The sequence below is a fragment of the Peptoniphilus sp. oral taxon 386 str. F0131 genome (genome assembly GCF_000090945.1).
GTDB classification, from domain to species: domain Bacteria; phylum Bacillota; class Clostridia; order Tissierellales; family Peptoniphilaceae; genus Anaerosphaera; species Anaerosphaera mikwangii.
In genome coordinates this window covers 193,950-218,498 of record NZ_GL349422.1, presented here as the reverse complement: position 1 = coordinate 218,498, position 24,549 = coordinate 193,950, and the positions used below count along the sequence as shown (strand labels likewise).

The following is a 24,549-nucleotide window of genomic DNA, read 5'->3' as shown; positions in this document are numbered from 1 at the left end:
CGGTTGTCAATATCATATTGTATTTGACATCATTAATAGTAATGTATTTTAGTGTAAGAAAAAATTTATAAAGCAGTATTGTTGAAAATTAAAATAAAAAAATAGGCGGAAGAATTTTCCGTCTATTTTTGATTTATTATACTCTTTGTCTGTTTTTAACCACAAGCTGTCCTTTTTTATAAACTTCAGTACATAGATTTGTTGCAAAGAAGTATAGAGTGTAATCAAGATTAGGTGCTTCAAATATTGCAATGTCTGCATATTTTCCGGCATCTAAGCTACCGATTTTATCTGCTCTTGCAACAGAATATGCTGCATTTATTGTAACCGCATTATATACTTCGATAGGTGTAAGTTTCATTGCAAGACAACCTAATTGCATTATGAATTGTAGATTTGCCATCGGGCATGAACCCGGATTTGAGTCTGTAGTTAAAGTGATTGCCATTCCGTTTTCAATCATTTTTCTTGCCGGTGCGAATCTGTCTGCCATTAATGAAAAAGTTGTTCCCGGTAGAAGATTTCCAATTACATTTGCATCTGCAAGTTTTTTGATATCTTCATCGGATATTACCATCAAGTGTTCTGCACTTGTTGTTTTTAAATCTGCCGCAACGTCACATCCGCCTATTGATTCAATTTCATCTGAATGGATTCTTGTTTTCAGTCCATGTTCTGCTGCTGCTTTTAAAAGTTTATAAGATTGTTTTGCCGTAAAGACTCCTTTTTCGCAGAAGACATCACAGAATTCTGCAAGATCTTCTTCTACAACTTTTGGGAGCATGTCGATTACTTCGTCAACAAATACATCTGAATTGTCTTTTAGTTCTTGAGGAATTGCATGTGCCGCCATAAATGTTGAAACTAAATCTATAGGAAGATCTTTGTCAAGTTTTTTAACTACTTCCATTTGTTTTTTTTCAGTTTCCCAATTTAAACCATATCCTGATTTTGCCTCCACTGTTGTAACTCCATGATACATCATGTGATTTAAAAGAGTTTCCGTTTTTTTATACAATTCTTCAAATGAAGAGTTTCTTGTTGCTTTTTGTGTGGATAGTATTCCACCGCCTGCAGCAAGAATTTCAAGGTAAGTTACACCGTTTAATTTTTTTGAGAATTCATTTTCACGACTTCCTCCATAAACAAGGTGTGTATGACAATCTATCAGTCCCGGTGCTGCGATATGACCGCTTAGATCCACCATTTCTGTATTCTCACCTTTTAAGTTTTCCGGTACGTCTCCTTCTCCAACTTCTAAAATTTTTTCGCCTGAAATTGCAATATAACCATTTTTAAGAATTTTGGCTTCATTCATTTCCGCTCCTCTTAGAGGATGACCTAAATCGTTGGGACAGAAGATTTCATTTAAGTTATAAAGTATTTTATCTGCTATCATAGTAAAACCTCCTAATTAATTAAATTAATTTTACGATATTTTAATCTAATTTGTGTCAAATTATCATCAAACTATTTTATATTATATCAATTAATAAATTTTTTAATAAATTTTTTAATAATTTATATATTGACACTTTAAAGACGATAAGCCTGTATAGTTTATTTATAACATAAGGTAAATACGGCATAAAGTAAGTGTTTTTATTTACATAGAATAAAGGAGGAAAAAAACAAATGATAAACAATAATGATATTGCAAATGCAATGAAAATTAAATTGGAATTTGACGAACTGCCTGAAATGCCAAAATTCCAAGAGGGAATTCGTAGAGCACCTGACAGAGGATTCAGATTATCTCAAGAACAAACTGAAATTGCTCTTAAAAATGCTTTAAGATATATTCCGGAAAAATTTCATGAAGAATTAATTCCTGAATTTTTAGAAGAGCTTACTACAACAGGAAGAATCTACGGTTACAGGTTTAGACCTGAAGGAAGAATTTACGGTAAGCCAATTGATGAATATAAGGGAAATTGCCTTGAAGGTAAAGCAATGCAAGTTATGATTGATAACAACCTTGATTTTGAAGTAGCTTTATATCCTTATGAATTAGTTACTTACGGTGAAACAGGTTCTGTATGCCATGACTGGATGCAATACAGATTAATTATGAAATATTTAGAAGAAATGACTGATGAACAAACTCTTGTTATGGAATCAGGACATCCTCTTGGACTTTTCAAATCAAGAAAGAATTCTCCGAGAGTAATAATTTCAAACGGTATAATGGTTGGTCTTTATGACAATCTTGAAGACTGGGAAATTGCTGAAGAAATGGGAGTTGCAAACTATGGTCAAATGACTGCCGGCGGTTGGATGTACATTGGACCTCAAGGTATTGTTCACGGAACATTTAATACAATTCTTAATGCAGGAAGATTAAAACTTGGTATTCCTGCTGAGGGAGATCTTTCAGGAAAATTATTCGTAACATCAGGTCTTGGCGGAATGAGTGGAGCTCAAGGTAAGGCCGGAGAAATTGCAAATGCAGTAGCTATTGTAGCTGAAGTTGATATTTCAAGAATTGAAACAAGACTTGAACAAGGTTGGATTTCTAAATTAGCTAAAACTCCTGAAGAAGCAGTTAAAATTGCTAAAGAATACTTAGAAAAGAAAGAAGCTATGAGTATTGCATATCATGGAAATATCGTAGATCTTCTTCACTATATGAATGAAAACAATATTCATATCGATTTACTTTCTGACCAAACTTCTTGCCATAATGTATATGACGGAGGATATTGCCCTGTAGGAATCAGTTTTGAAGAAAGAACAAGACTTCTTGCAGAAGATCAAGATAAATTTAGAAAACTTGTTGATATAACATTAAAACAACACTTTGAAGTTATAAAGGCTCTTACAGCTAAGGGAACTTATTTCTTTGACTACGGTAACTCATTTATGAAGGCTATCTATGATGCAGGCGTTAAAGAAATTTCTAAGAACGGAAAAGATGATAAAGACGGATTTATTTGGCCGAGCTATGTAGAAGATATCATGGGACCACTTCTATTTGACTATGGATATGGACCATTCAGATGGGTTTGCTTAAGCGGAAAGCATGAAGACTTAGTTGCTACTGACCGTGCAGCTATGGAAGCAATTGATCCTACAAGAAGATATCAAGATAGAGATAATTATAACTGGATAAGAGATGCTGAAAAGAATCAATTAGTAGTTGGTACTGAAGCAAGAATTCTTTATCAAGATGAAGAAGGAAGAGTAAACATTGCTCTTGCATTCAACAAACTTGTAAGAGAAGGAAAAGTAGGTCCTATAATGATGGGACGTGACCACCATGACGTAAGTGGTACTGACTCACCATTTAGAGAAACTTCAAATATAAAAGACGGTTCAAATGTAATGGCGGATATGGCTGTTCAATGTTATGCAGGTAATGCAGCAAGAGGAATGAGCTTAATAGCACTTCACAATGGTGGTGGAGTTGGTATCGGTAAGTCAATCAACGGAGGTTTCGGTTTAGTTCTTGACGGTTCAGAAAGAGTAGATGAAATAATTAAATTATCATTAAGCTGGGACGTTATGGGCGGAGTTGCAAGACGTAACTGGGCTAGAAATGAACATGCTATGGAAACATCTATTGAATTTAACGGAAAGCACGAAGACGGACACATCACAATTCCTTATTTAACAGATGAAAAACTTGTAAAATCAGCAGTAGCTAAAATTTTTAACAAGTAATATATAAATAAAAAGCTATCTTAGAGGATAATTCCTTTAAGATAGCTTTTTTGATGTTATAAATCAAAAAATTTAAAATAAATATTTTGAAAGGTGGAAAAAATTTTTTTATTAATGTAAAATGGAAGGGGTGAGGTAGAAAAATGACAAAAATAATAACAGACAGTGGTTGCGATTTAAGCAGTGATATAATAGAAGAACTTGGAATAGATATTTTAAGTATAATAGTTACAAATAATGGAACTGAATACAGAGATATTGTAGATATAAGTTCCGATAAGATGTTTGAAATGCAAAGAGCAGGAGAAAGTTTCAGTACATCCCAAATTCCATTATATGATTATTTAGTAAAATTTGAAGAATTGGCAAAGAATAATCAGGATTTTATTTACATTTCACTATCTTCCGGAGTTACAGGTTGCTACAATAATTCACTTCTTGCAATAGAAGAACTTGGGAAAAAATATCCAGGTGTAAAAATGAAGTCGGTAGATTCCCGGTGTGCTTCAGTTGGAAGTGGACTTATGAATTACTATGCCGCATTAGCAGCAAAAAATGGAGCAAGTTTCAATCAGATTTTAGAAATCATAGAATATTTAAAAGCTCATATAAAACATATTTTTACAGTTTTTGATATGGAACATCTCTATAGAGGAGGAAGAATTTCAAGAGCAAGTAATTGTGTAGGTAAGATTTTAAATATAAGGCCGTTAATTGAAGTTAGAGATGGGAAACTTGAAGTAAAAGAGCTTGTTAAAGGTAATAAAAAAACTTATAAGAGAATTACTGAAATAATAGAAAAATCTACAAATCGAAATAGTAAAAATGAGACAATATTTATAATTTGCGGAGAAAAATTAGAACCTGCTGAAGAACTTGAAGAAAATCTTGCAGGAAAGATAGATTCAAATATTAAGATGCAAAAGGTCGGTTGCACAATAGGAGCGCACACAGGACCGGATATAATAGGAGCTGCATATCTTGATGCAGATTTGCCGGATGAACTTTTAAAGTATTTGGAGGATTAAATGGATAGGAAAAAAATAATTTTTGCCGTAGTTGCAATAGCCTGTTTAGGTTTTTACTTTATGACAAGGCCGAAAGATAACAGTGTTGAGTTGCCAAACAGTTATGATGCTCAAAAAATAACTCAATTAAGTGATGAAATTGTTACAAGTTTACTTGTAAAAGACTATGAGAAAATTTCGGAATATGCGGAATCATCATTTAAAGATAAATTAAACAGCGATGAAACCGAAAGTGTAAGCAAGATAATTGACAAGGCGGAAAAATTTGAGAGTAAATCACAAGTAGGTATAAAAGGATATAAGAATGACAAAGGTAAAATACTTGCCATGTCGATAACAGAAGCAAAGTTCGAAAAAAAATCTATTGAATTCAGATTGTTTTTTAATGAAAAATATGAATTGGTTGCAATATATGTAAAATAAAGGTGGAAAAGCCACCTTTTTTGTTTACAAATATTTATAAAATTTTGAACTAAATTTTTAGTTTATATTCAGATTTATATGGAAATTCGAAATGCCATTGGAGTGAACAGAAGAATTTTTTATTTTTCAATATATTTTTTCAAATTTCAGCTTTTTTTAGTTTATGACCTATTGCCCATTTGAAAAATTGAATACCCGGTTTCGGGTCATCCCATGCCCAAGTGGAACTTACTTTAGAGAATCTGTAGTCTCTTATAATTTGACCTATTGTCATCTGCTTTGTTTTTAAATATGCTCTTATAGCTGAGATATCTTCATATTTATATTTCCAATATACTTCCATATCTTTTTCCACTTTAACACCGCTATATTCTTCTCCTATTGAGTCTAAAAAGTACATCATAGGAGTGTTCATACCCATGTGGCATTGCAACTCTGTAAAGTTTACAAATCGCACATTTACTTCTACAAGATAGATTGTGTTTGTCCTTTCATCACGTTTAAGTTCAACTTCTGCAAATCCTCTGTATTTTACAGATTTAAAAAGCGGGACACATATGTCATATAGTTCCGGAATATAGTGTTGTTTTGCGTAAGTACTTGCTCCAAAATTTATAGGCCATTGTCTTATTTTGTTTGTTGTCATATAGCTTACCGGATTTTGGTTTTTATCCATATAAACATCAAATGAATAGCAATTTGTTTCAGGACCTTTTACAATTCTCTGAACGAAAACTTCCTGACCGTCTCTTTTACAAAGTTCAATTTTTTCAATCAGCTCTTCTTTTGAATTTATAAAGAACACCTTGGATCTATATTGATTTACGAAAGGCATTGAATCCTTAGGCTTTACTATACAAGGATATCCGAGTTCTTCGGTAACTCTATCATATAAATTTTCGGCATTCATCGGGATAATCTCAGGTGTCTTAATTCCAAGCGGTTCGGTATATTGAAGCAGAGATTGTTTGTCCATAAGGCTTCGATAAAGACCTTTTTGTTCATTTGGCCACAAATAATATTCCTTTAACTTATCAAAGTTATCTTCCATAAATTCTACATATAAATCGGCTGTGGGGAATAACACAGGTTTGTGTGCCTGCTTTTTAGCATATTCAATTAAAAATTCAACACACTTTTCTTCTTCGTTTTTGTAATGCGGAGCAATGAGTCTTTCTTTTACATATTTTGAAACACCATAGTGAGAATTTTCATCATAGTCAACAGTTACAGCTTTAACTCCGCTCCTGCCGAGGTTTCTGACAACGGATAATCCTATGTAGTAATTTGTTCCCAGAACAACAGCTTTATTTTTATATTTCATATTTTTACTCCTAATCAATAATTTAGAATATTATATCATTTTTATTAAAAAAAGTTAATTATTTTGAGCTTTTACATATAGCTGTCTTGATAAAATAATAAAATTAGTGTATGTTGAATATAATAGATTATATGGAGATTTGAAAGGAGAATTATTTTGAAAACATTAATTGTGGTTGATTGTCAGAATGATTTTATTACAGGTACTCTTTCTTGCATAGGTGCAAAAGATGCAATTAAAAATATTGTAAATTTTATAAATTCAAATGAAGTGGGTGAGGTTTGTTATTCCACAGATTATCATAATAAGACTAATAAATCTTTTGAGATAAATGGAGGTATTTGGCCTGTACATTGTATTGCAGGAGAATTTGGAAGTGAAATTTCAAATGATTTTGATGAAGTTCAGAATAAATCGTTTAAACCTCTATCCGAAAATTTATATAGGAAGGGAATAGATGATGAAGTTGAAGAATATTCTGCATACTATGCAAAAAATGAAAATGGAAAAACAATAGCGGATATTGTTTCAGATGAATTTATAGTTTGCGGTCTTGCAAGTGAGTATTGTGTCAGAGAAACTGTTCTTGAATTTTTGAATAACGGTAAAAATGTAAAACTCTTTTTAAATGGTGTCGGATATGTAAATGAAGATGACCATATAAAAAATATAGCAGAACTTAGAAAACTGGGTGTTGAAATTGTATGAACATAAACATTATTGCAGTTGGTCGTGTTAGGGAAAAATATATAAGAGACGGTATAGATGAATTTAAAAAAAGGCTTTCTGCTCATGCGGTTGTAAAAATAGTGGAGGTTTCAGATGAATCTGCTCCGGAAAAACTTTCAGATAATGAGATTAAGCAGATAAAGGAAAAAGAAGCGGAACGAATTTTAAAAAACATAAGAGAAACAGATTACGTAATAACACTTGAAATTAAGGGAGAAAAGGTAAGCTCCGAAAAGTTTGCAGACAAACTTCAAAAAATTCAACTCTCAGGGAATTCAACTATTGATTTTATAATAGGAGGTTCGCTTGGACTTGCAGAAAATATATCGAAGAGAGCAAATTATAAGCTTTCTTTTTCAGATATGACATTTCCTCACCAACTTATGAGATTAATATTGCTTGAACAGATATATCGTGCATTTAGAATAGCAAATGGATTTCCGTATCATAAATAGTTAAGGAGATATGTTATGTATATTAATATGAAAAATGTAAACAAAGCTAGACGTACATCAAAAATAGAAATTACAATTGGTGTAATTATTCTATTATTTTGGTCTGCCGGATGTATAACTACAAGTGATTTAAAAGTAGTTTTGACTATAATACTTATGATGTTGCCGGGAGTTTGGCTGATATATAGCGGAAATAAAAAAAGAGTATTGTGCAATTATGCAAATGAATATTCAAAATATATCAGAGGTGATTCCGATGGGGAAGTTTTAATCTCTACTATGGCAAAAAGCTTTAAAATTGATGATGAAAAACTTATAAAGATAATAAAAAAACTTATACAAAAAGATTATGTAATGAATTTTCATCTTGATCTTAACGAAAAACCGAAACTTATTCTTTATACCGATAATGAAAAAGTTGAGTTTGTAGAAGTGTATTGTACGCATTGCGGCGCGACTAACAAAGTCAAAAAAGGTTTTGTGGGAAATTGCAGTTATTGTAATTCGGTAATAGGTAAAAAATAATATTGTAAAGACATTTGGCATTTTATAAAAAATTGTGTGAGAGGAATTTTTGATGAAGAATTTGAAAGAAATATGCAAAATTGCAGTTGTGCAAGCTGAACCTGCTTTATTTGACAAGAATGCTTGTCTTGATAAAGCTGTAAAATTAATTGAAGAGGCTGCAAAAAAAGAAGCCGAGTTTGTGGTTTTTCCGGAGCTTTTTATTCCGGGTTATCCGTATGGAATGACATTCGGTTTTACAGTTGGGAGTAGAAATGCAGACGGCAGATGTGATTGGAAATTATATTATGACAATTCGATATTGGTTCCGGGCGAGGAAACTGAAATTTTGTCAAAGGTCGCAAAGAGTGCCGGAGTATATTTAAGTATTGGAGTTTCTGAAAGAGATTCCATATCCGATACACTTTATAATTCAAATTTAATTTTTTCTCCTGTGGGAAAGCTCTTATCAGTACATAGAAAGTTAAAGCCTACGGGTTCTGAAAGAGTTGTTTGGGGAGATGCGAACAAGGGATATTTTCCTGTTGCGGGTACTCCTTGGGGACCTGTCGGAAGTATGATATGCTGGGAAAGTTATATGCCGCTTGCAAGAGTTGCACTTTATGAGAAGGGAATAACCATCTATATTTCTCCAAATACAAATGACAACGCGGAATGGCAATCTACAATTCAGCACATTGCAATTGAAGGACATTGCTATTTTATAAATTGCGATATGATAATTAAAAAGTCATCTTATCCGAAGAGTTTAAAATCTCAAGATGAAATTTTAAAGCTTTCAGAAATTGTATGCAGAGGCGGAAGCAGTATAGTAGATCCATATGGACATTATGTAGTGGAACCGGTTTGGGACAGAGAAGAAATTTTATATGCCGATTTGGATATGTCCAAGGTTTCTATGAGCAGAATGGAATTTGATGTATGCGGACATTATTCGAGACCTGATGTTTTAAAATTGAGCGTTGATGACAGGTAGAATATTATTAAAAAAATTATTTACTATAAATAATAAAAAATTAAAGCTGTTTTTACTTCTGCGCAGTATTGATTATAGCATAGCTTTTTGATATAATCATGTTGTGAGAAGTCAGAACGTATAGTTTGAGATTGCCACTTGTATAGTCAAGTGGTTTATTTTTTTAAGGAGTTTATATGTGGACTATGCTATGGCCACTTTTAGTGGTAATTTTATCAAATACGTTTTATAACATAAGTCAGAAATCAATACCTCAAAATGCAAATACATTTGGGACATTGATGATTACTTATATTGTTGCGGCAGTGTGTACGGGCATTGCGTTTATTACAACAACAAAACCGCAAAATGCCATTCCTGAACTCTCCAAAATAAATTGGACGGCATTTGCACTTGGACTTGCGATAGTCGGACTTGAAATAGGATACTTGTTTATATATCGTGCAGGATGGAAGATAAGTACGGCAACTGCAGTGGCAAATATTTTGGTTTCGTGTCTTTTAATTGTTGTAGGTGCAATGATATATAAAGAAGTAATAACACCGAGACAACTTGCCGGAATGGTAGTATGCGTTATAGGAATTGCACTTATAACAAAATAAAAGTAAGCGGATTTATAAAAAAATCTGATTCTAATAAATTGGAAATAAAAAATAAAATTTTAGAGCATCTTATATATTTATTATTTGATATTTAACTCTTAATATATGAGATTTAAAAAGATAATTTATTTTACTTATGATATGAGAATTGATAAGTATAGCATTTGTAGTAAAAAATTGAAATATTGTTGATATTAAAGAAAAAATGGCAGGATCAGTCCTGCCATTTTTATCTATATAAAATTTGGTCGGAGTGAAAGGATTTGAACCTTCGGCCCCGTGGTCCCGAACCACGTGCGCTACCAAACTGCGCTACACCCCGAAACTAAGTTATAAAAAAAGACTAAGCCGATAAAGCTCAGTCTGTGGTCGGGGTGAGAGGATTTGAACCCCCGGCCCCATGGTCCCAAACCACGTGCGCTACCAAACTGCGCTACACCCCGAAATGATTACCAATTAATTATATTGTATAGTATTATAACTTTCAAGATATTTTTATAAGCAAATATATATTAAAAAACATTTTATACACTAAAATTCTTTAAATACTTATTTTTTTATAGTTTATCTCAAATTTACTCTTATTTTCTATTCAATATACTTTAATTGACATAAATTTTCTTAAAATATATAATAGTAAAACGGAATGAGGGAAGAAAAATGAAAGCAGTAATTTTTGATTTAGATGGAACATTAATAGATTCAATGCCTATGTGGAGAGATCTCGGAAGAGATTATTTAGAGAGTCTAAATATAGAATTAGAAGATAAAGTTGCACAAAAGATAGCGACATTAAGCCTTAAAATGAATTCAGTATTTTTGAAGGAATACTATAATTTAAAAGATAGTGCCGAAAAAATTTATGATGACTTTAAAGATTTAGTTATGCATTTTTATCTCAATGAAGTAAAACCAAAGGACGATGCATTTAGAGTTCTTGAGGATTTTAAAAAAAGCGGATATGATATCGTACTGGGTACTGCAACAAGTACTGAATTTATAGAGCCGTTATTTAACAGATTTAATATAAGAGAATATTTTAATTTCGTTCAAACTTGTGACATGGTTGGAATTGCTAAAAATGACAGTGAGTATTTTAAACTTATTTCAAAAAGATTGAATCATTCTCCTGATGAAATATTTCTATTTGATGATGCTCCTTTTGCACTAAAAGCTGCAAAAAAGGCAGGTCTTGTGACAGTTGGAGTATATGAGCAGACTTGCAGCGAGCATTGGGATGAAATAAAAGCAAAAAATGATTATCATATAAATAGCTTTAGAGAGTGGGAAGTAAGATGAAACTCTTGTTATTTTTTTCTATGATAGGAATTTTGGTATTTGTATTTACATTTATATTATTTTCTTTAATACGAACAAACTTTTTCAAGAGTTTAAAGAGAAAATCAAATCCTAAAAGAGAGCTTATACTGAGTATTTTTGTTGCATATATTGCCGTAATGTGCTTACTTTTGTTTTTACCTAATGTATTTATGTCAAATCATGGAATAGATTTGACATCACAAAATTTTGATTTTGTAGGCGATTTTAAAGATAGAATAAGTGCAGGTTCATGGGGAGTTAATATAATACCGTTTAGAACTATGAAAAGTTATATAAAATACTCCGGAGTTTTTCATGTGTTTTTAAATATAGCAGGAAACATTTTAATATTTATTCCGTTCGGAACCATGTTGCCCATGCTATATGATGATATGAGAAAATTTTATAGAGTTGCAGTTTTGTCTGCAACATTTAGCTTTTTAGTTGAAATAGTTCAATTTTTTGTAGGAAGATCTGTTGATATTGACGATTTTATATTAAATACTATAGGTGGAATGATAGGATATTTCGTATTTAAGATGATTCAAAATAAATATAATTAATAAAATGAGGAAAATGCAATATATTACCCTCATTTTTATTAATTAAGGCTTAAGTTTAAAAGAATTGACTGATAAATAAAATTACCATATAATATGTCATATGGGGGCGAAATTGGCTTCGACGGGGGTTTGGAGCTTTTAGTAGCGAGCTGTTGTGAGGAACAACATAAAAAGTCTCAAACAAAATAAACGAAAACAATAATTTAGCTTACGCAGCATAAATAGCGTCATCTGTTTAGAGAACCCCACGGCTTTAAATCAGGTGTCAAATCAGTGGGAAACAAAGCTCTGTAATTTATCATAGCAGAGGGGGTATTTATGATAATATAGTTTAAAAATCCTGTTTGTCGGAGTTTTAGATCGAATAAAAAAAGATAAACTGCGCTCGGAGAATCTAACTGTAAAGAGCTTTCGGACGCGGGTTCAACTCCCGCCGCCTCCACCATAAAAGTGTAGGTACAGTTTTAATCTTACTTAAAAATGATTAATTTTTTTAAAACAGAAAATTTGATTTAATAAATTAAGTTTTGAGAAAAGTTAATATTAATTATGACTATAAAATATAAATTGGAACTTTTAATTGTAAAAGTTCTTTTTTGTTTCAATGAATAAATTATTTATATGCTATACACATATATTATTAGATGGTATAATCTAAAAAATTAAATTATTTATTAGGATATTGATTGGGAGATTTTATGATAGCTTTTTATTTTATAGTAGGATATCTTTTCGGTAATTTTCAAACGGCATATTTAATGTCAAGGTATTTAAAGCATGAAGATATTAGAGAAAAAGGCCACGGTAACAGCGGAGCATCAAATGCTGTTGTAAATTATGGATGGAAATTCGGATTTGTGGTTGCTCTTGTGGATATTTTAAAGGTATATGTTGCGGTTAAATTGTCGAAATATTTAATGGGTGTCTATCTTCCGAGTAGTGAATATATGCTTCATTTATGCGGACTTGGTGTTTTTTTAGGACATAGTCATCCGTTTTATATGGGATTTAGAGGAGGAAAAGGAACAGCCTGCATAGTCGGAATACTTCTTTCTATGGGAACAGTTCCTTTAATAGCAGGAGTTTTCGGGATCTCAATAGTAACATTTTTAACTGATTATATTGTAATAGGAACATTTTTTTTAAATATAATATTCATATTTTTTACAGTTAATTTGGGGTATGGAAATGTTTCTGTGGCAATTTCAGTTTTAATTTTCTCGATAAGTTTGATTTATCATTTAAAAAATTATAGAAGAATTTTAAATGGAACAGAGAAAAGATTAAGCGGCAGTTTAAAGAAAAAATAAGCTGTTACATGCTGAATTGATTTATAAATATAAAAAATAGAAGGTATATTTATCTTCTATTTTTTATTTTAGTAGAGTAGTATTTTTAAGTTTTCTGTATTTTTATCATTATTAGATAAGTTTTAAAGCAAAAAACATATAAATAAGGTAGAATACTTGAAAAATAGAGATTTAAAGATTATAATATTATGGCGAATTGTAATATAAAATTGGAGGAATTTATGAAATTATCTAAATTATATATGCCAACACTTAGAGAAGTGCCGGCAGATGCTGAAATTGCATCTCATCAACTTCTTCTTAGAGGAGCCTTCATCAGAAAATCTGCCAGTGGAATTTATACTTATTTACCTCTTGGATATAAGGTTATAAAAAAGGTGGAAAAAATTGTTCGTGAAGAGATGGATAGAGCAGGCTCTCAAGAAATTTTAATGAGTGCTATTCAGCCAAAAGAAATTTGGGAAGCAAGTGACCGTTGGGATAGATTTGGTCCGGAAATGTTTAAGCTTAGAGATAGAAATGACAGGGAGTTTTGTCTCGGACCTACTGCTGAGGAATATTTTACAACACTTATCAAAGATGAAGTTAAATCTTATAAACAGCTTCCTCTAAATTTATATCAAATCCAAACAAAGTACAGAGATGAAAAAAGACCGCGTTTTGGAATTAACAGAGCAAGAGAATTTTCAATGAAGGATGCTTATTCTTTTGATACAACTCCTGAGACTATGCAAGTTTCTTATATGGAAATGTATAGAGCTTATGAAAAGATTTTTGACAGATTGGGTTTGGATTATAAAATTGTAGAGGGAGATAATGGAGCCATGGGAGGAAAAAAATCTCATGAATTTATAGCTCTTTCTGAAACAGGGGAAGGCGTAATAGCATATTCTCCAACCGGAAAATATGCCGCAACTCAAGAAAAGGCGAAAGTTGTATATGAGCTTCCTGAAAGATGTGAAAGACTTGAGCTTGAAGAGGTATATACTCCTGATTCTACAACAATTGAAGCTGTAGCTTCATTTTTAGGACTTAAATCTCAAAATTGCATCAAAGCTATTGATTTAATGGTTAGCGGAAATCCTGTTATAGTATTCATTCCGGGAGACAGAGAACTTAATATGGCAAAACTTGAAGGATATTTGATGACACCCGAACATGAAATTGAAATGATGAATGATGAACAGATACTATCTATTAATTCGGCACCCGGATATACAGGACCGATAGGGCTTTCGGAAGATGTAAGATTGATTTTTGACAAGTCTATAACTCAAATGGATAATTTAGTTGTAGGAGCTAATAAAGTTGGCTATCATATAAAAAATGCAAATTATGACAGAGATTTTAAAGGTGAAATTTGTGAAGACCTTCTTGAGGTGAGAGAAGGAGATATCATTGAAGGAACTAATGAAAAATTTAAGTTTGCAAGAGGGATTGAAGTAGGAAATATATTCCAGCTCGGAACAAAATATTCAGAGGCTTTAAATGCAACATATCTTGATGAAAACGGAAAAGAACAGCTTATTTGGATGGGTTCCTATGGGGTAGGTGTTACAAGAACCGTAACGGCTATCGTAGAACAAAATTACGATGAGAATGGGATTATTTGGCCTATGTCAGTTGCACCTTATCATGTAATTGTAACTGTGGTAAATCCTAAAGATGAAATTCAGCTTGAGCTTGGCGAAAAGATTTATAATTCTTTGGTTGAGTTAGGTCATGAAGTTTTACTTGATGATAGAAATGAAAGAGCAGGAGTAAAATTTAAGGATAGAGATTTAATCGGAATACCTATCAGAATAACAGTTGGAAAGCGTGCAGCAGAAGAAATAGTTGAATATTCACTCAGAAGAGAAACAGAAAAGACAGAGATTTTTGCTAAGGAAGCTATTGAAAAAGTATCCGGCGAGATTTTTAATTCATCAGTTAAAGATAATCTTAGCAAAGCCCTTTTAGATCTTTTTGAAAACTAATTGGGTATAATTAATATAGCTTGAAACGGAGATAAAAATGGCTGAATTTAAATTTGAAATAACAAAGCATATTGCTACCATGTCTACAAATGTAAAGGGATGGAGCAAGGAACTAAATATGGTGTCTTGGAATGGAAGAACACCTAAGTATGATATAAGAGAATGGAGCGAAGATCATCAGATGATGTCAAAGGGAATTACTCTTTCTGAAGAAGAAATTGAAATTTTAAAAAATGCTCTTGAAGAATTATAAAAATTTGTACTCTAAATTGTCTATATGGTATAATTAGATAATTGTAAAAATATTTATTTAAGTAAATGGAGGATAATATGACTGAAATAAAAAGTAGAGAAAAAAACACTGTAAAATTTGACATGATATTAAAAGCGGAAGATGTAAAAAAGGCAGAAACAGAAGTATATAACAAGAATAAAAAATATTTTCAAATCCCCGGATTTAGAAAGGGACATGCACCAAGAAAAATAATTGAAAATGTATATGGCAAGGGAGTCTTTTTAGAAGATGCTGTTAATGAGTTATTGCCAAAATATTATGAAGAAACTGTTAAGGAACTCGGCATTGAAGTTGTTGACCAACCTGAAATAAACATTGAAGAGGCAAATTCAGGAGAAGATATTAAAGTTGAGGTTTCAGTAACAGTTAAGCCTGAAGTTGTACTTGGTGAATATAAAAATATTGAAGTTGAAGATGTTAAATATGAAGTAACTGAAGAACTTATAAATTCAGAACTTGATAATCAAAGACATATGAATGCAAGACTTGTAAATATTGATGATAGAGCTGCAAAAATTGGGGATAAAGTAAACATTGATTTCAAAGGTTTTGTAGGAGATGAAACTTTTGAAGGAGGAGCAGCGGAAGGACATGAATTGGAGCTTGGTTCAAATACATTCATTCCGGGATTTGAAGATCAAATAGTAGGCAAAAATATCGGAGATGAATTTGATGTAAATGTAACTTTCCCTGAAGAATATTTTTCTGAAGAACTTAAGGGAAAAGAAGCGAGATTTGAAGTTAAGCTTAATTCAATAAGTTTTGAAGAACTTCCTGAACTTGATGATGAATTTATAAAAGATATTTCAGATTTTGATACAGTTGATGAATATAAAGCGGATATAAAAGAAAAGAAAGAAAAAGAATTTGAAGAAAGAGAAAAGAGAGAAAAAGAAGAAAAAGTTCTTGAAAAAGTCGTTGAAACAATGGAAGTTGAAGTTCCTGATGCAATGGTAAATTCTCAAATAGATTCTCAAGTTCAAAATTTTGACAGAAATTTAAAAGCTCAAGGAATGAGTCTTGAAGATTATATAAAAATGCTTGGAACAACAATGGAAGCATTTAGAGAAAATTTAAGAGCGGATGCGTTAAAGCAAGTAAAAACTTCTCTTGCTATTGAAGCTGTTGCAAAGGCAGAAAACTTTGAAGTAAGCGAAGAAGAAGTTGAATCAGAAATTGATAAAATGGTTAAAGATTATTTTAAAGATGACGAAGAACAACAAAAGAAAATGAAAGAATATATGCTTGAAAACAATAAAGAAGGCTTTAAAGAAAATTTAATCAGCAAAAAAACTGTAGATTTCTTATTTGAAAATGCAAAGTTTGTAGAAAAAAACTAATAAAATAATAAACATAGTTTAGAAGGAAATGGTGATTGTATGGCTCTTGTACCTATGGTAGTTGAACAAACAAATCATGGCGAAAGAAGCTATGATATCTATTCAAGATTACTAAAAGAGAGAATTATATTTTTAAGTGGAGAAATAAATGATGTAACAGCAGATTTAGTGGTTGCACAACTTTTATTTTTAGAGGCTGAAGATCAAAATAAGGATATTCAAATTTATATAAACAGTCCCGGAGGTTCGGTGAGTGCAGGTTTTGCAATATATGATACTATTAAATATATTAAATGTGATGTATCAACTATGGTAATAGGCCTTGCAGCATCAATGGGTGCATTTTTACTTGCAGCTGGAACTAAGGGAAAGAGATTTGCACTTCCGAATGCAGATATAATGATTCATCAACCGCTTGGAGGAGCTCAGGGACAAGCATCAGATATAAAAATCCATGCAGAAAAAATTCTTGAAATAAGAGAGAGAATTAATAAAATATTATCTGAAGAAACAGGTCAACCGTTAGAAAAGGTTGAAAGAGATACAGATAGGGATTATTATCTTTCAGCTAAGGAAGCTGTTGAATATGGTTTAATTGACAAAGTAATTGAAAAGAGAGATTGAGGTGTTAAATGTCAAAATCTGATGAAATACTGAGATGTTCTTTTTGCGGGAAGACTCAAAATCAGGTAAAGAAACTTATTGCAGGACCTGATGTTTATATTTGTGATGAGTGTATAGGGCTTTGTTCAGATATTTTAAATGAAGAGAAAGTTAATACTAAAGATGAAAAATTAGATTTAAAAATACCTGAAGAAATAAAAAGTGTTTTAGATTCTTATGTTATAAAGCAGGATAAAGCAAAGAAAGCTCTTGCAGTTGCGGTCTATAATCATTATAAGAGAATAAATTCTTCTATAAGAAATCCTGAGATTGAACTTCAAAAGTCAAATATATTAATGATTGGACCGACAGGAAGCGGAAAAACTCTTCTTGCACAAACTCTTGCGAGAATATTGAATGTTCCATTTGCAATAGCAGATGCGACTACTTTAACAGAAGCGGGATATGTCGGTGAAGATGTTGAAAATATTATATTAAAACTTATTCAAGCTGCAGATTATGATATAGAAAAGGCTGAAAAGGGTATTATCTATATAGATGAAATAGATAAAATTGCAAGAAAATCAGAAAATGTATCTATCACAAGAGATGTAAGCGGTGAAGGTGTTCAACAGGCACTTCTAAAAATAATTGAGGGTACTGTTGCAAACGTACCTCCTCAAGGAGGCAGGAAGCATCCTAACCAAGAGTTTATACAGATAGATACTACCAATATATTGTTTATAGTTGGCGGAGCATTTGATGGACTTGATAAGATAATTGAATCAAGGATAGGAAAAACGTCAATGGGTTTCGGTTCTGAACTTGTTGATAAGAAGAAACAGAGAGAAAATATATTGGATAAAATTGAAACGGGAGATTTGTTGAAGTTTGGATTGATACCTGAATTGATAGGCAGACTTCCGCTTACAGTAACATTGGAATCTCTTGATGAGGCTGCGTTAGTTGAAATTTTAACTAAACCTAAGAATGCTCTTGTCAAACAGTATAAAGAGCTTTTAAAGCTTGATAATGTTGAGCTTGAATTTGAAACCAATGCTCTAAAGCAAATAGCAAAAATAGCGATTGATAAAAAAGCCGGAGCAAGAGGACTTAGGGGAGTTATTGAGCATATAATTATGGATATAATGTATGAAATTCCGTCGAGAAAAGATGTTGAAAAAGTAATTGTTACAAAAGATTCTGTTATAGGTAAGAAAAGACCTAAATTAATTTTAAAGAAATAAAAAATTAAGACTCACATAGTGAGTCTAATTTTTGATAGGTGGGTGAGAAAATGGATAAAAAAACCAAATTATCAACAATAGCTCTTAGAGATTTGATAGTGTTTCCAAGAATGGTAACTCATTTTGATTGTGGAAGACCTAAGAGTATTGCTGCAATTGAGGCTGCAGAAATGACAGGTTCTCATGTTTTTTTAATAACACAGAAAAATCCTAATGTCATGGATCCTAAGAGAGAAGATTTATATGATTATGGAACAGTTGCGATAATAAAACAAATACTAAAATTGCCTGGCGGTGTTGTAAGAGTACTTGTTGAAGGATTAAATCGTGCAAAAATTTTAGAATTTTCCTTGGGAGATGAATATTTAGAAGCTGTTGTAGAAAATTTTGAGGAAGAAGTAAAAGAAGATAAGGAAGAAAGTGCGGAAATCACTGCTGCTATGAGATTAGTAGAGGCGGATCTTGAAAAGTACAGTGATTTAGATTCACGATTAATTCCGGGCTTACTTCAGTCTGTGGTTGATAATTCAACTGCATCGGCTCTTGTAGATACATCGGCGGCATATATAAATTTAAAAATTGAAGAGAGCCAAAAAATTTTGGAAACATTAAATTCATATGATAGACTTTTATTATTTCATGGAATATTACAAAGAGAAATTGAAGTATTATCAATAGAGAAGAATATTGATAAAAAAGTCAAATCAAATATGAATAAAGTTCAGAGAGAATATTATTTAAAAGAACAGCTCAAGGTAATTCGTGAAGAGCTTGGAGATGAAAGTGAAGAAGATACATCTCTGAGTTATGAAGATAAAATAGAAAAGAAAAAATTACCTAAAATAGTCAAAGAAAAGGCGTTAAAAGAAGTATCGAAGCTGTCAAAGGTAAATTCCGCTTCTCCGGAATATACAGTAATATTAAATTATTTAGACTGGATATTAGATTTACCTTGGCTTGAGAGTTCGTCAGATGATGCAAATCTGAATGAAGCAAGAAAAATTTTAAATGATGAGCATTATGGACTTAAAAAAGTAAAAGAGAGAATTTTGGAGTTTATTGCGGTAAGAAAACTTTCAGATTCTACAAAAGGACCTATATTATGTCTTGTAGGACCTCCGGGAGTAGGAAAAACTTCTATTGCTACATCAATTGCACATGCTCTTAATAAGGAATTTGTAAGGATGAGTCTTGGAGGAGTAACTGATGAAGCGGAGATAAGAGGACATAGAAGAACCTATGTAGGAGCTTTACCGGGAAGTATAATTTCTCTTATAAAAAAGGCGAAAGAAAATAATCCGGTGTTTTTATTTGATGAAATTGATAAAGTTGGGAATAACTATAGAGGAGATCCTGCAAGCGGACTTTTAGAAGTGCTTGATCCTGAGCAAAATAAGACATTTACCGATCATTATTTAGAACTTCCGTTTGATTTGTCAAATGTATTTTTTATAGCAACGGCAAATACAACTCAGACAATTCCAAGACCGTTACTTGACAGAATGGAAGTCATAAGACTTGAAGGGTATACACCTGAAGAAAAATTTAACATCGCTAAGAGTCATTTACTTCCAAAGCAAATAAAAGAAAATGGACTTACAAAATCACAGTTTAAAATTTCTGATACTGCATTAAAAGATATAATAGATTATTATACAAGAGAAGCCGGAGTGAGAGGACTTGAAAAAGAAATTTCAAGGTGTGCAAGAAAAGCCTCTCTTCAAATTATTGAAGAAGATAAAAAGATTGTTTCTGTAACTTCAAGAAATTTAAGTAAATATATCGGTGAAAGGAAATTTTTATTTGATACTGTCGAAAAGTCCGATCAAGTTGGAATTGTAAACGGACTTGCATGGACAGAAGTAGGAGGGGAAACTCTTCAAATAGAAACTACAATAATGCCGGGAAGTGGTAAGCTGACTCTTACAGGACAACTCGGTGATGTTATGAAAGAATCTGCAATGGCTGCAATTTCTTATATAGCAAGTAATAGTGAATATTATGAAGTGGATGCAGATTTCAGAACTAAAAAGGATATTCATATTCATGTTCCGGAGGGAGCAGTGCCAAAGGATGGACCTTCAGCAGGAGTTACAATGGTGACAAGTGTGTTGTCCGCTCTTACTGAAAGACCTGTTGCAAAAGATGTTGCAATGACAGGAGAAATAACTTTAAGAGGAAGAGTTCTCGCCATAGGAGGACTTAAAGAAAAACTTCTTGCAGCTCAGAGAATGGGCATAAAGAAAGTTATTATACCTTTTGAAAACAAGAGAGACCTTGTAGAAATAGAGTCAAATGTTCTTAATTCTCTTAAGATAATTCCGGTTAAGGAAATAAAAGAAGTTGAAAAATTTGCTTTGAAGGAGAAAAAATGAAAGTATTAAAATCTGACCTTGAAAAGGTTGCAGTTCATAAAAATCAATATCCTGAAATGGATTTATTTGAATTTGCCTTTGCAGGAAGATCGAATGTAGGTAAATCATCTTTTATAAATTCCATGCTCGGAAGAAAAAATCTTGCAAGGACTTCATCAACTCCCGGAAAGACAAGAACTATAAACTTTTATAGAGTTAATGACGATTTAAGGCTTGTAGATCTTCCCGGATATGGATATGCCCGTGTATCTAAAACTGAAAAAAGCTCATGGTCTAAAATTATAAATGAATATTTAGACGATAGAGAAAATTTGCTTGAAGTAGTTCTTCTTGTTGATATAAGACATGAGCCTACAGAGCAAGATCTTCAAATGTATGAATATATTTTGAGCAAGGGTTATAGTGGTATAGTAATTGCAACTAAGGCGGATAAAATTTCAAGAGGACAGTATGCAGGTCATATCTCGAAAATAGCAAAAAAGTTAAGTATCAAAAATAGAGATATGATAATTCCATTTTCGTCTGTTGATAAAAATATGGTAGATGAAATGTGGTTTATATTTGAGGATATAGTTAAACATTTTAGTGAAGAAGAGGAGTAATATTATTACTCCTTTTTTTTGATGGAAATTTTGCTCAGTAAGACACAATGAATAATACTGTACTGGTTGTTATAAATATAAAAAAAGAAGACCTGAGTCTTCTTTAATAAATTGGTTTGAAAGTAACTTCAATGTGTGTATTTGTAGTTATTAAAAATCTAAACTCATTATCTAAAACTTTTTTTGGACTTCCGTTTACGGTGAATGTATCTATTTGCATTCCTGCCGGAATTAAGATTTTTATTAGGACTCTCTCATTTTTATAGAAACTATATCCCATTGGAGATTCAAGCCCTTCCGAAAGTGTAAGATTAAATTTTTGAGTAGCTGAATTAGTTAGATATACTGTAATATTTTTATCTTCATTGTCTATTGTTACATAGGTATTTGTACTGTTCATATTTGGAGAACTGATTTTAACAAGATACTTTCCTGGTTTTAGGTGTCCTCCGTTTTCAAATGGCATATCATTTATAAGTAATGATACGGGAAGAATGTTATTTGAGTTATCCAATGCTGTTATTGTAAGAGTAGGTTCCTTTATTATCAGTACTAATGATTTTATTGCATCATTTACATATTTTATCGCAATGTTTAATTGTTCCTCTGTAGCTTCGCCGTCTCTCAGTATTCTATTTGCAGACAAAGTTATAGATTTTAGATTCTCTACTGATTCTTTCGTATAGTTTGATGAATTAATAGACTCCGCTTGCGATATAGAATCCATGAGCTTTGCTCTTAATACGTTTTTATTATCTTGTTGAATTGCTATATTTTTAGAGATATTTCGTCCGTAAACTTTAATACACATTGATATTATCTTAGAAAATTCTGCTCTTGAAATTTTTTCATTAGGTTTAAATTCGTAGTTTTCATATCCTTTTACAATTCCGCTTTTGACTAAAGCACCTATTGAAGTCTTTTCTTCATCCGATAAATTTGAAATGTCTTTAAAAAAATTATAATTTTTTTCGTTGTCTTTCAAATTGTATAAGTATCCTAAAATTTTTGTTACCTCACTTCTTTTTATAGGTTCATTGTAAAAAAAGTTTCCATCTTTTAAATATCCTGCGCTGACAGCTTTTTGAATATCAAAATAGTACCAATCTTTAGATGATACATTTTTAAAACTTAGATTTTTTGTTTCCTTTAAGTCAAAAATTCTGTTTATTATCGCATAGGCTTCAGATTTTAAAATTTCTCTATCGGGTTTGAAAGTTCCATCATTATATCCGAGTATTATGTTTTGTTGCGATATATCTTCAATATATTCCCTTGCCCAATGGTTATTTATATCTTTAAAGCTCTTTTGAGCATATACATTTTTTGAAATTAAAAGCAGTATCAATGTAAAAATAAAAATTTTTTTCATAAATAAATCACTTCCTAATATATATTATACAATATGTAACTTAAAAATAAATCAAATTTTGTTTTAATAAGTTTGAATATGGTATTACATTATTATAAAAAATAGAGAAAGTTTTATTAAATATTTGAATACAATATAGTATTTGTTATATAATAAATTAAGAGATAAAAATGGAGGTAATATAATGGCTTTAATAGAAAATTTAAAAATTCGTGTTAGTGAAAAAATGCCGGTAATAGTATTCCCTGAAGGAGAAGATGAAAGAATATTAAAAGCGGCAAAAAAATTAAATGAAGATAAAGTTTTAAAACCTATTTTGCTTGGAAATAGATCTGAAGTTGAAGAATCTGCTGATAAGAACGGAATAGATCTTTCAAAATTGGAATTTATTGATCCGAGTGAATATAAGGAAATTGACATGCTTGTTGAAAAACTTGTTGAAAGACGCAAAGGAAAGCTTGATGAAGATGGAGCAAGAAAATTATTAATGGATCCTAATTATTTTGGAACTATGCTTGTATATACAGGATATGCACATGGTATGGTATCGGGAGCCGTTCATACGACAGGTGAAACTGTAAGACCTGCACTTCAAATTATTAAAACAAGACCGGGATTTAGTAGGACAAGCGGTTCATTTATAATGCTTAGAGATGAAGAAATGTATTTGATGGCAGATTGTGCTATAAATATTGAACTTGATGAAGACGGTCTTGCCGAAGTTGCAGTTCTTTCCGAAGAAACTGCAAAAAAATTCGGAATAGATCCTAAGGTTGCAATGTTATCTTTTTCAACTAAAGGGTCAGCATCTCATGATCTTGTAACAAAAGTTGCAAATGCAACAGAAAAAGCTAAGAAATTAAATCCGGATATGGCAATAGACGGAGAACTTCAATTTGATGCGGCATTTGTTCCGGAAGTGGGCGCTAAAAAAGCTCCAAATTCAAATGTTGCAGGATATGCTAATGTATTTATATTCCCAAGCCTTGAAGCGGGCAATATAGGATATAAAATAGCACAAAGATTTGGCGGTTTTGAGGCAATAGGACCTATTCTTCAAGGGCTTAATGCTCCTGTGAACGACCTTTCAAGAGGATGTAATGCGGATGAAGTTTATTCTCTTGCAATAATTACAGCAGCTCAGGCAGTTTTATAAAAATTAGGGTATTTCAATTTTGAAATACCCTAATTTTTATTTTGAATTTTCAAGTTCAATATTAAAATTTATTATGTTGTTTTTAGAGCTGTTTGCCTCCAGTTTAAAATGTGAATTTTCATCAGGAATTATATTTCTTTCTTTGTCATTATAGATGAAATATAATTCACTGATATTTTTTTTGCCTTGAAGAGCACCTATAATATCCTTTTCTGAATTCAGTTCATATGTTGAAATTTTTTCGTTGTTACAAGAGAGGGTAACACTTAACATTTCTTCATCTTGTATATTTTCAATGCCTTCTCCTGTATAAAGTACATAGGTTTTTGCAATATATTCAGGTCTATCATCAGATAAACTTAAATATGTGTCGGAATTTTCTCCGTAAGTTTCTTTAATTTCTTGAATATCTTCATCAGTGAATTTTGAAATTGTAATTTTTGCGGAATAATCTCCGTCAGTTCCTTCATAAGTATAAGTTGTACTTTCATTTTCATTTATTGTTGAATTGGATTCAGTTGTATTTGTATTATCATTTTTATTTATAGAGTTATTTTGATTTGTTTCCTTTTTACAACCTACAAGCAGTAAAAGCAGACAAAGCATAATTGAAATTTTTTTCATAATCTACCTCCTTAGTTACTTATATTTTACCCGAAAAACAT

At 31.6% G+C, this 24,549-nt stretch carries 23 protein-coding genes, 2 tRNA genes and 1 other RNA gene; 20 read left to right on the top strand and 6 right to left on the bottom strand.

What is annotated here, in order from left to right:
* Positions 1-136: 136 nt before the first annotated feature.
* Positions 137-1,399, bottom strand: a complete 1,263-nt coding sequence (hutI, locus tag HMPREF0629_RS01075) for an imidazolonepropionase (RefSeq protein WP_009221527.1) — start codon at positions 1,397-1,399, stop codon at positions 137-139.
* 236 nt (positions 1,400-1,635) lie between these two features.
* Between hutI and HMPREF0629_RS01070 the strand changes: the two genes are divergently transcribed.
* From HMPREF0629_RS01070 to HMPREF0629_RS01060, 3 genes are all read left to right on the top strand, one after another.
* Positions 1,636-3,663, top strand: coding sequence for a urocanate hydratase (locus HMPREF0629_RS01070; protein ID WP_009221526.1), 2,028 nt, complete (start codon positions 1,636-1,638; stop codon positions 3,661-3,663).
* A 143-nt stretch (positions 3,664-3,806) separates the two neighbouring features.
* Complete coding sequence (locus HMPREF0629_RS01065; RefSeq protein WP_009221525.1) at positions 3,807-4,691, top strand: DegV family protein; 885 nt, start codon at positions 3,807-3,809, stop codon at positions 4,689-4,691.
* Positions 4,692-5,114 (top strand): DUF3887 domain-containing protein, encoded by a 423-nt coding sequence (locus HMPREF0629_RS01060; RefSeq protein ID WP_009221524.1) that lies wholly within the window; start codon positions 4,692-4,694, stop codon positions 5,112-5,114.
* Between the two features lie 139 nt (positions 5,115-5,253).
* On the opposite strand, the gene HMPREF0629_RS01055 is transcribed toward HMPREF0629_RS01060, so the two are convergent.
* Complete coding sequence (locus tag HMPREF0629_RS01055) at positions 5,254-6,438, bottom strand: carboxylate--amine ligase (RefSeq protein ID WP_009221523.1); 1,185 nt, start codon at positions 6,436-6,438, stop codon at positions 5,254-5,256.
* A 156-nt stretch (positions 6,439-6,594) separates the two neighbouring features.
* Here HMPREF0629_RS01055 and HMPREF0629_RS01050 point away from each other — a divergent pair, with 156 nt between their 5' ends.
* The 5 genes from HMPREF0629_RS01050 to HMPREF0629_RS01030 all read left to right on the top strand — a co-directional run bounded on the left by HMPREF0629_RS01050 (position 6,595) and on the right by HMPREF0629_RS01030 (position 9,725).
* Positions 6,595-7,146, top strand: a complete 552-nt coding sequence (locus tag HMPREF0629_RS01050) for an isochorismatase family protein (protein ID WP_009221522.1) — start codon at positions 6,595-6,597, stop codon at positions 7,144-7,146.
* Positions 7,143-7,622 carry a 23S rRNA (pseudouridine(1915)-N(3))-methyltransferase RlmH gene (gene rlmH, locus HMPREF0629_RS01045; RefSeq protein ID WP_009221521.1) on the top strand — a complete coding sequence of 160 codons (480 nt, stop codon included), beginning with the start codon at positions 7,143-7,145 and terminating at the stop codon, positions 7,620-7,622. Before HMPREF0629_RS01050 ends, rlmH begins: the two co-directional genes overlap by 4 nt.
* 15 nt (positions 7,623-7,637) lie before the next feature.
* The gene (locus tag HMPREF0629_RS01040; protein ID WP_009221520.1) at positions 7,638-8,147 is read left to right on the top strand and encodes a hypothetical protein; all 510 of its coding nucleotides are present in this window, start codon (positions 7,638-7,640) and stop codon (positions 8,145-8,147) included.
* 52 nt (positions 8,148-8,199) lie between these two features.
* A complete protein-coding gene (locus tag HMPREF0629_RS01035) occupies positions 8,200-9,123 on the top strand; it encodes a carbon-nitrogen hydrolase family protein (RefSeq protein ID WP_009221519.1) in 924 nt (307 codons plus the stop codon).
* 176 nt (positions 9,124-9,299) lie between these two features.
* Entirely contained in the window at positions 9,300-9,725 is a 426-nt protein-coding gene (locus HMPREF0629_RS01030; protein WP_009221518.1) for an EamA family transporter, read from the top strand.
* A 245-nt stretch (positions 9,726-9,970) separates the two neighbouring features.
* Here the strand turns inward: HMPREF0629_RS01030 and HMPREF0629_RS01025 are convergent.
* Both HMPREF0629_RS01025 and HMPREF0629_RS01020 read right to left on the bottom strand, forming a co-directional pair.
* Positions 9,971-10,047 (bottom strand) — tRNA-Pro (locus HMPREF0629_RS01025).
* Positions 10,048-10,091: 44 nt separating this feature from the next.
* Positions 10,092-10,168: transfer RNA gene (locus HMPREF0629_RS01020), tRNA-Pro, on the bottom strand.
* Positions 10,169-10,385: 217 nt separating this feature from the next.
* Between HMPREF0629_RS01020 and HMPREF0629_RS01015 the strand changes: the two genes are divergently transcribed.
* From HMPREF0629_RS01015 to yihA, 11 genes are all read left to right on the top strand, one after another.
* Positions 10,386-11,024 carry an HAD family phosphatase gene (locus tag HMPREF0629_RS01015; RefSeq protein WP_009221517.1) on the top strand — a complete coding sequence of 213 codons (639 nt, stop codon included), beginning with the start codon at positions 10,386-10,388 and terminating at the stop codon, positions 11,022-11,024.
* A gap of 20 nt (positions 11,025-11,044) precedes the next feature.
* The gene (locus HMPREF0629_RS01010; RefSeq protein ID WP_255263786.1) at positions 11,045-11,608 is read left to right on the top strand and encodes a VanZ family protein; all 564 of its coding nucleotides are present in this window, start codon (positions 11,045-11,047) and stop codon (positions 11,606-11,608) included.
* Between the two features lie 102 nt (positions 11,609-11,710).
* Positions 11,711-12,053: a transfer-messenger RNA gene (gene ssrA, locus HMPREF0629_RS07730) on the top strand.
* Positions 12,054-12,306: 253 nt separating this feature from the next.
* Positions 12,307-12,918, top strand: a complete 612-nt coding sequence (locus HMPREF0629_RS01005) for a glycerol-3-phosphate acyltransferase (RefSeq protein WP_039856387.1) — start codon at positions 12,307-12,309, stop codon at positions 12,916-12,918.
* Between the two features lie 221 nt (positions 12,919-13,139).
* The gene (locus tag HMPREF0629_RS01000; protein WP_009221514.1) at positions 13,140-14,894 is read left to right on the top strand and encodes a proline--tRNA ligase; all 1,755 of its coding nucleotides are present in this window, start codon (positions 13,140-13,142) and stop codon (positions 14,892-14,894) included.
* Positions 14,895-14,931: 37 nt separating this feature from the next.
* Positions 14,932-15,147, top strand: coding sequence for a YdbC family protein (locus HMPREF0629_RS00995; protein ID WP_009221513.1), 216 nt, complete (start codon positions 14,932-14,934; stop codon positions 15,145-15,147).
* A 77-nt stretch (positions 15,148-15,224) separates the two neighbouring features.
* Positions 15,225-16,529 carry a trigger factor gene (gene tig, locus HMPREF0629_RS00990; protein ID WP_009221512.1) on the top strand — a complete coding sequence of 435 codons (1,305 nt, stop codon included), beginning with the start codon at positions 15,225-15,227 and terminating at the stop codon, positions 16,527-16,529.
* A gap of 39 nt (positions 16,530-16,568) precedes the next feature.
* Complete coding sequence (gene clpP / locus HMPREF0629_RS00985; RefSeq protein WP_009221511.1) at positions 16,569-17,153, top strand: ATP-dependent Clp endopeptidase proteolytic subunit ClpP; 585 nt, start codon at positions 16,569-16,571, stop codon at positions 17,151-17,153.
* Between the two features lie 8 nt (positions 17,154-17,161).
* Positions 17,162-18,379, top strand: a complete 1,218-nt coding sequence (gene clpX, locus HMPREF0629_RS00980; protein ID WP_009221510.1) for an ATP-dependent Clp protease ATP-binding subunit ClpX — start codon at positions 17,162-17,164, stop codon at positions 18,377-18,379.
* A gap of 50 nt (positions 18,380-18,429) precedes the next feature.
* Positions 18,430-20,754, top strand: a complete 2,325-nt coding sequence (gene lon, locus HMPREF0629_RS00975) for an endopeptidase La (protein WP_039856385.1) — start codon at positions 18,430-18,432, stop codon at positions 20,752-20,754.
* Entirely contained in the window at positions 20,751-21,356 is a 606-nt protein-coding gene (gene yihA / locus HMPREF0629_RS00970; RefSeq protein WP_009221508.1) for a ribosome biogenesis GTP-binding protein YihA/YsxC, read from the top strand. The genes lon and yihA overlap by 4 nt, the downstream gene beginning before the upstream one ends.
* A gap of 103 nt (positions 21,357-21,459) precedes the next feature.
* On the opposite strand, the gene HMPREF0629_RS07615 is transcribed toward yihA, so the two are convergent.
* Positions 21,460-22,728, bottom strand: a complete 1,269-nt coding sequence (locus tag HMPREF0629_RS07615; RefSeq protein WP_009221507.1) for an S-layer homology domain-containing protein — start codon at positions 22,726-22,728, stop codon at positions 21,460-21,462.
* A gap of 184 nt (positions 22,729-22,912) precedes the next feature.
* On the opposite strand from HMPREF0629_RS07615, the gene pta reads away from it, so the two are divergent.
* Complete coding sequence (gene pta / locus HMPREF0629_RS00960; protein WP_009221506.1) at positions 22,913-23,884, top strand: phosphate acetyltransferase; 972 nt, start codon at positions 22,913-22,915, stop codon at positions 23,882-23,884.
* 36 nt (positions 23,885-23,920) lie between these two features.
* Here pta and HMPREF0629_RS00955 read toward each other — a convergent pair whose 3' ends face one another.
* Positions 23,921-24,508: a hypothetical protein gene (locus HMPREF0629_RS00955; RefSeq protein ID WP_009221505.1), complete on the bottom strand. Its 588-nt coding sequence runs from the start codon at positions 24,506-24,508 to the stop codon at positions 23,921-23,923.
* Positions 24,509-24,549 lie beyond the last annotated feature (41 nt).

What these genes read in the sequence shown, in the direction of transcription:
- hutI (WP_009221527.1), bottom strand. Translation starts at nt 1,399, where the DNA reads ATGATAGCAGATAAAATACTTTATAACTTAAATGAAATCTTCTGTCCC.
- HMPREF0629_RS01070 (WP_009221526.1), top strand. Translation starts at nt 1,636, where the DNA reads ATGATAAACAATAATGATATTGCAAATGCAATGAAAATTAAATTGGAA.
- HMPREF0629_RS01065 (WP_009221525.1), top strand. Translation starts at nt 3,807, where the DNA reads ATGACAAAAATAATAACAGACAGTGGTTGCGATTTAAGCAGTGATATA.
- HMPREF0629_RS01060 (WP_009221524.1), top strand. Translation starts at nt 4,692, where the DNA reads ATGGATAGGAAAAAAATAATTTTTGCCGTAGTTGCAATAGCCTGTTTA.
- HMPREF0629_RS01055 (WP_009221523.1), bottom strand. Translation starts at nt 6,438, where the DNA reads ATGAAATATAAAAATAAAGCTGTTGTTCTGGGAACAAATTACTACATA.
- rlmH (WP_009221521.1), top strand. Translation starts at nt 7,143, where the DNA reads ATGAACATAAACATTATTGCAGTTGGTCGTGTTAGGGAAAAATATATA.
- HMPREF0629_RS01040 (WP_009221520.1), top strand. Translation starts at nt 7,638, where the DNA reads ATGTATATTAATATGAAAAATGTAAACAAAGCTAGACGTACATCAAAA.
- HMPREF0629_RS01035 (WP_009221519.1), top strand. Translation starts at nt 8,200, where the DNA reads ATGAAGAATTTGAAAGAAATATGCAAAATTGCAGTTGTGCAAGCTGAA.
- HMPREF0629_RS01030 (WP_009221518.1), top strand. Translation starts at nt 9,300, where the DNA reads ATGTGGACTATGCTATGGCCACTTTTAGTGGTAATTTTATCAAATACG.
- HMPREF0629_RS01015 (WP_009221517.1), top strand. Translation starts at nt 10,386, where the DNA reads ATGAAAGCAGTAATTTTTGATTTAGATGGAACATTAATAGATTCAATG.
- HMPREF0629_RS01010 (WP_255263786.1), top strand. Translation starts at nt 11,045, where the DNA reads ATGATAGGAATTTTGGTATTTGTATTTACATTTATATTATTTTCTTTA.
- HMPREF0629_RS01005 (WP_039856387.1), top strand. Translation starts at nt 12,307, where the DNA reads ATGATAGCTTTTTATTTTATAGTAGGATATCTTTTCGGTAATTTTCAA.
- HMPREF0629_RS01000 (WP_009221514.1), top strand. Translation starts at nt 13,140, where the DNA reads ATGAAATTATCTAAATTATATATGCCAACACTTAGAGAAGTGCCGGCA.
- HMPREF0629_RS00995 (WP_009221513.1), top strand. Translation starts at nt 14,932, where the DNA reads ATGGCTGAATTTAAATTTGAAATAACAAAGCATATTGCTACCATGTCT.
- tig (WP_009221512.1), top strand. Translation starts at nt 15,225, where the DNA reads ATGACTGAAATAAAAAGTAGAGAAAAAAACACTGTAAAATTTGACATG.
- clpP (WP_009221511.1), top strand. Translation starts at nt 16,569, where the DNA reads ATGGCTCTTGTACCTATGGTAGTTGAACAAACAAATCATGGCGAAAGA.
- clpX (WP_009221510.1), top strand. Translation starts at nt 17,162, where the DNA reads ATGTCAAAATCTGATGAAATACTGAGATGTTCTTTTTGCGGGAAGACT.
- lon (WP_039856385.1), top strand. Translation starts at nt 18,430, where the DNA reads ATGGATAAAAAAACCAAATTATCAACAATAGCTCTTAGAGATTTGATA.
- yihA (WP_009221508.1), top strand. Translation starts at nt 20,751, where the DNA reads ATGAAAGTATTAAAATCTGACCTTGAAAAGGTTGCAGTTCATAAAAAT.
- HMPREF0629_RS07615 (WP_009221507.1), bottom strand. Translation starts at nt 22,728, where the DNA reads ATGAAAAAAATTTTTATTTTTACATTGATACTGCTTTTAATTTCAAAA.
- pta (WP_009221506.1), top strand. Translation starts at nt 22,913, where the DNA reads ATGGCTTTAATAGAAAATTTAAAAATTCGTGTTAGTGAAAAAATGCCG.
- HMPREF0629_RS00955 (WP_009221505.1), bottom strand. Translation starts at nt 24,508, where the DNA reads ATGAAAAAAATTTCAATTATGCTTTGTCTGCTTTTACTGCTTGTAGGT.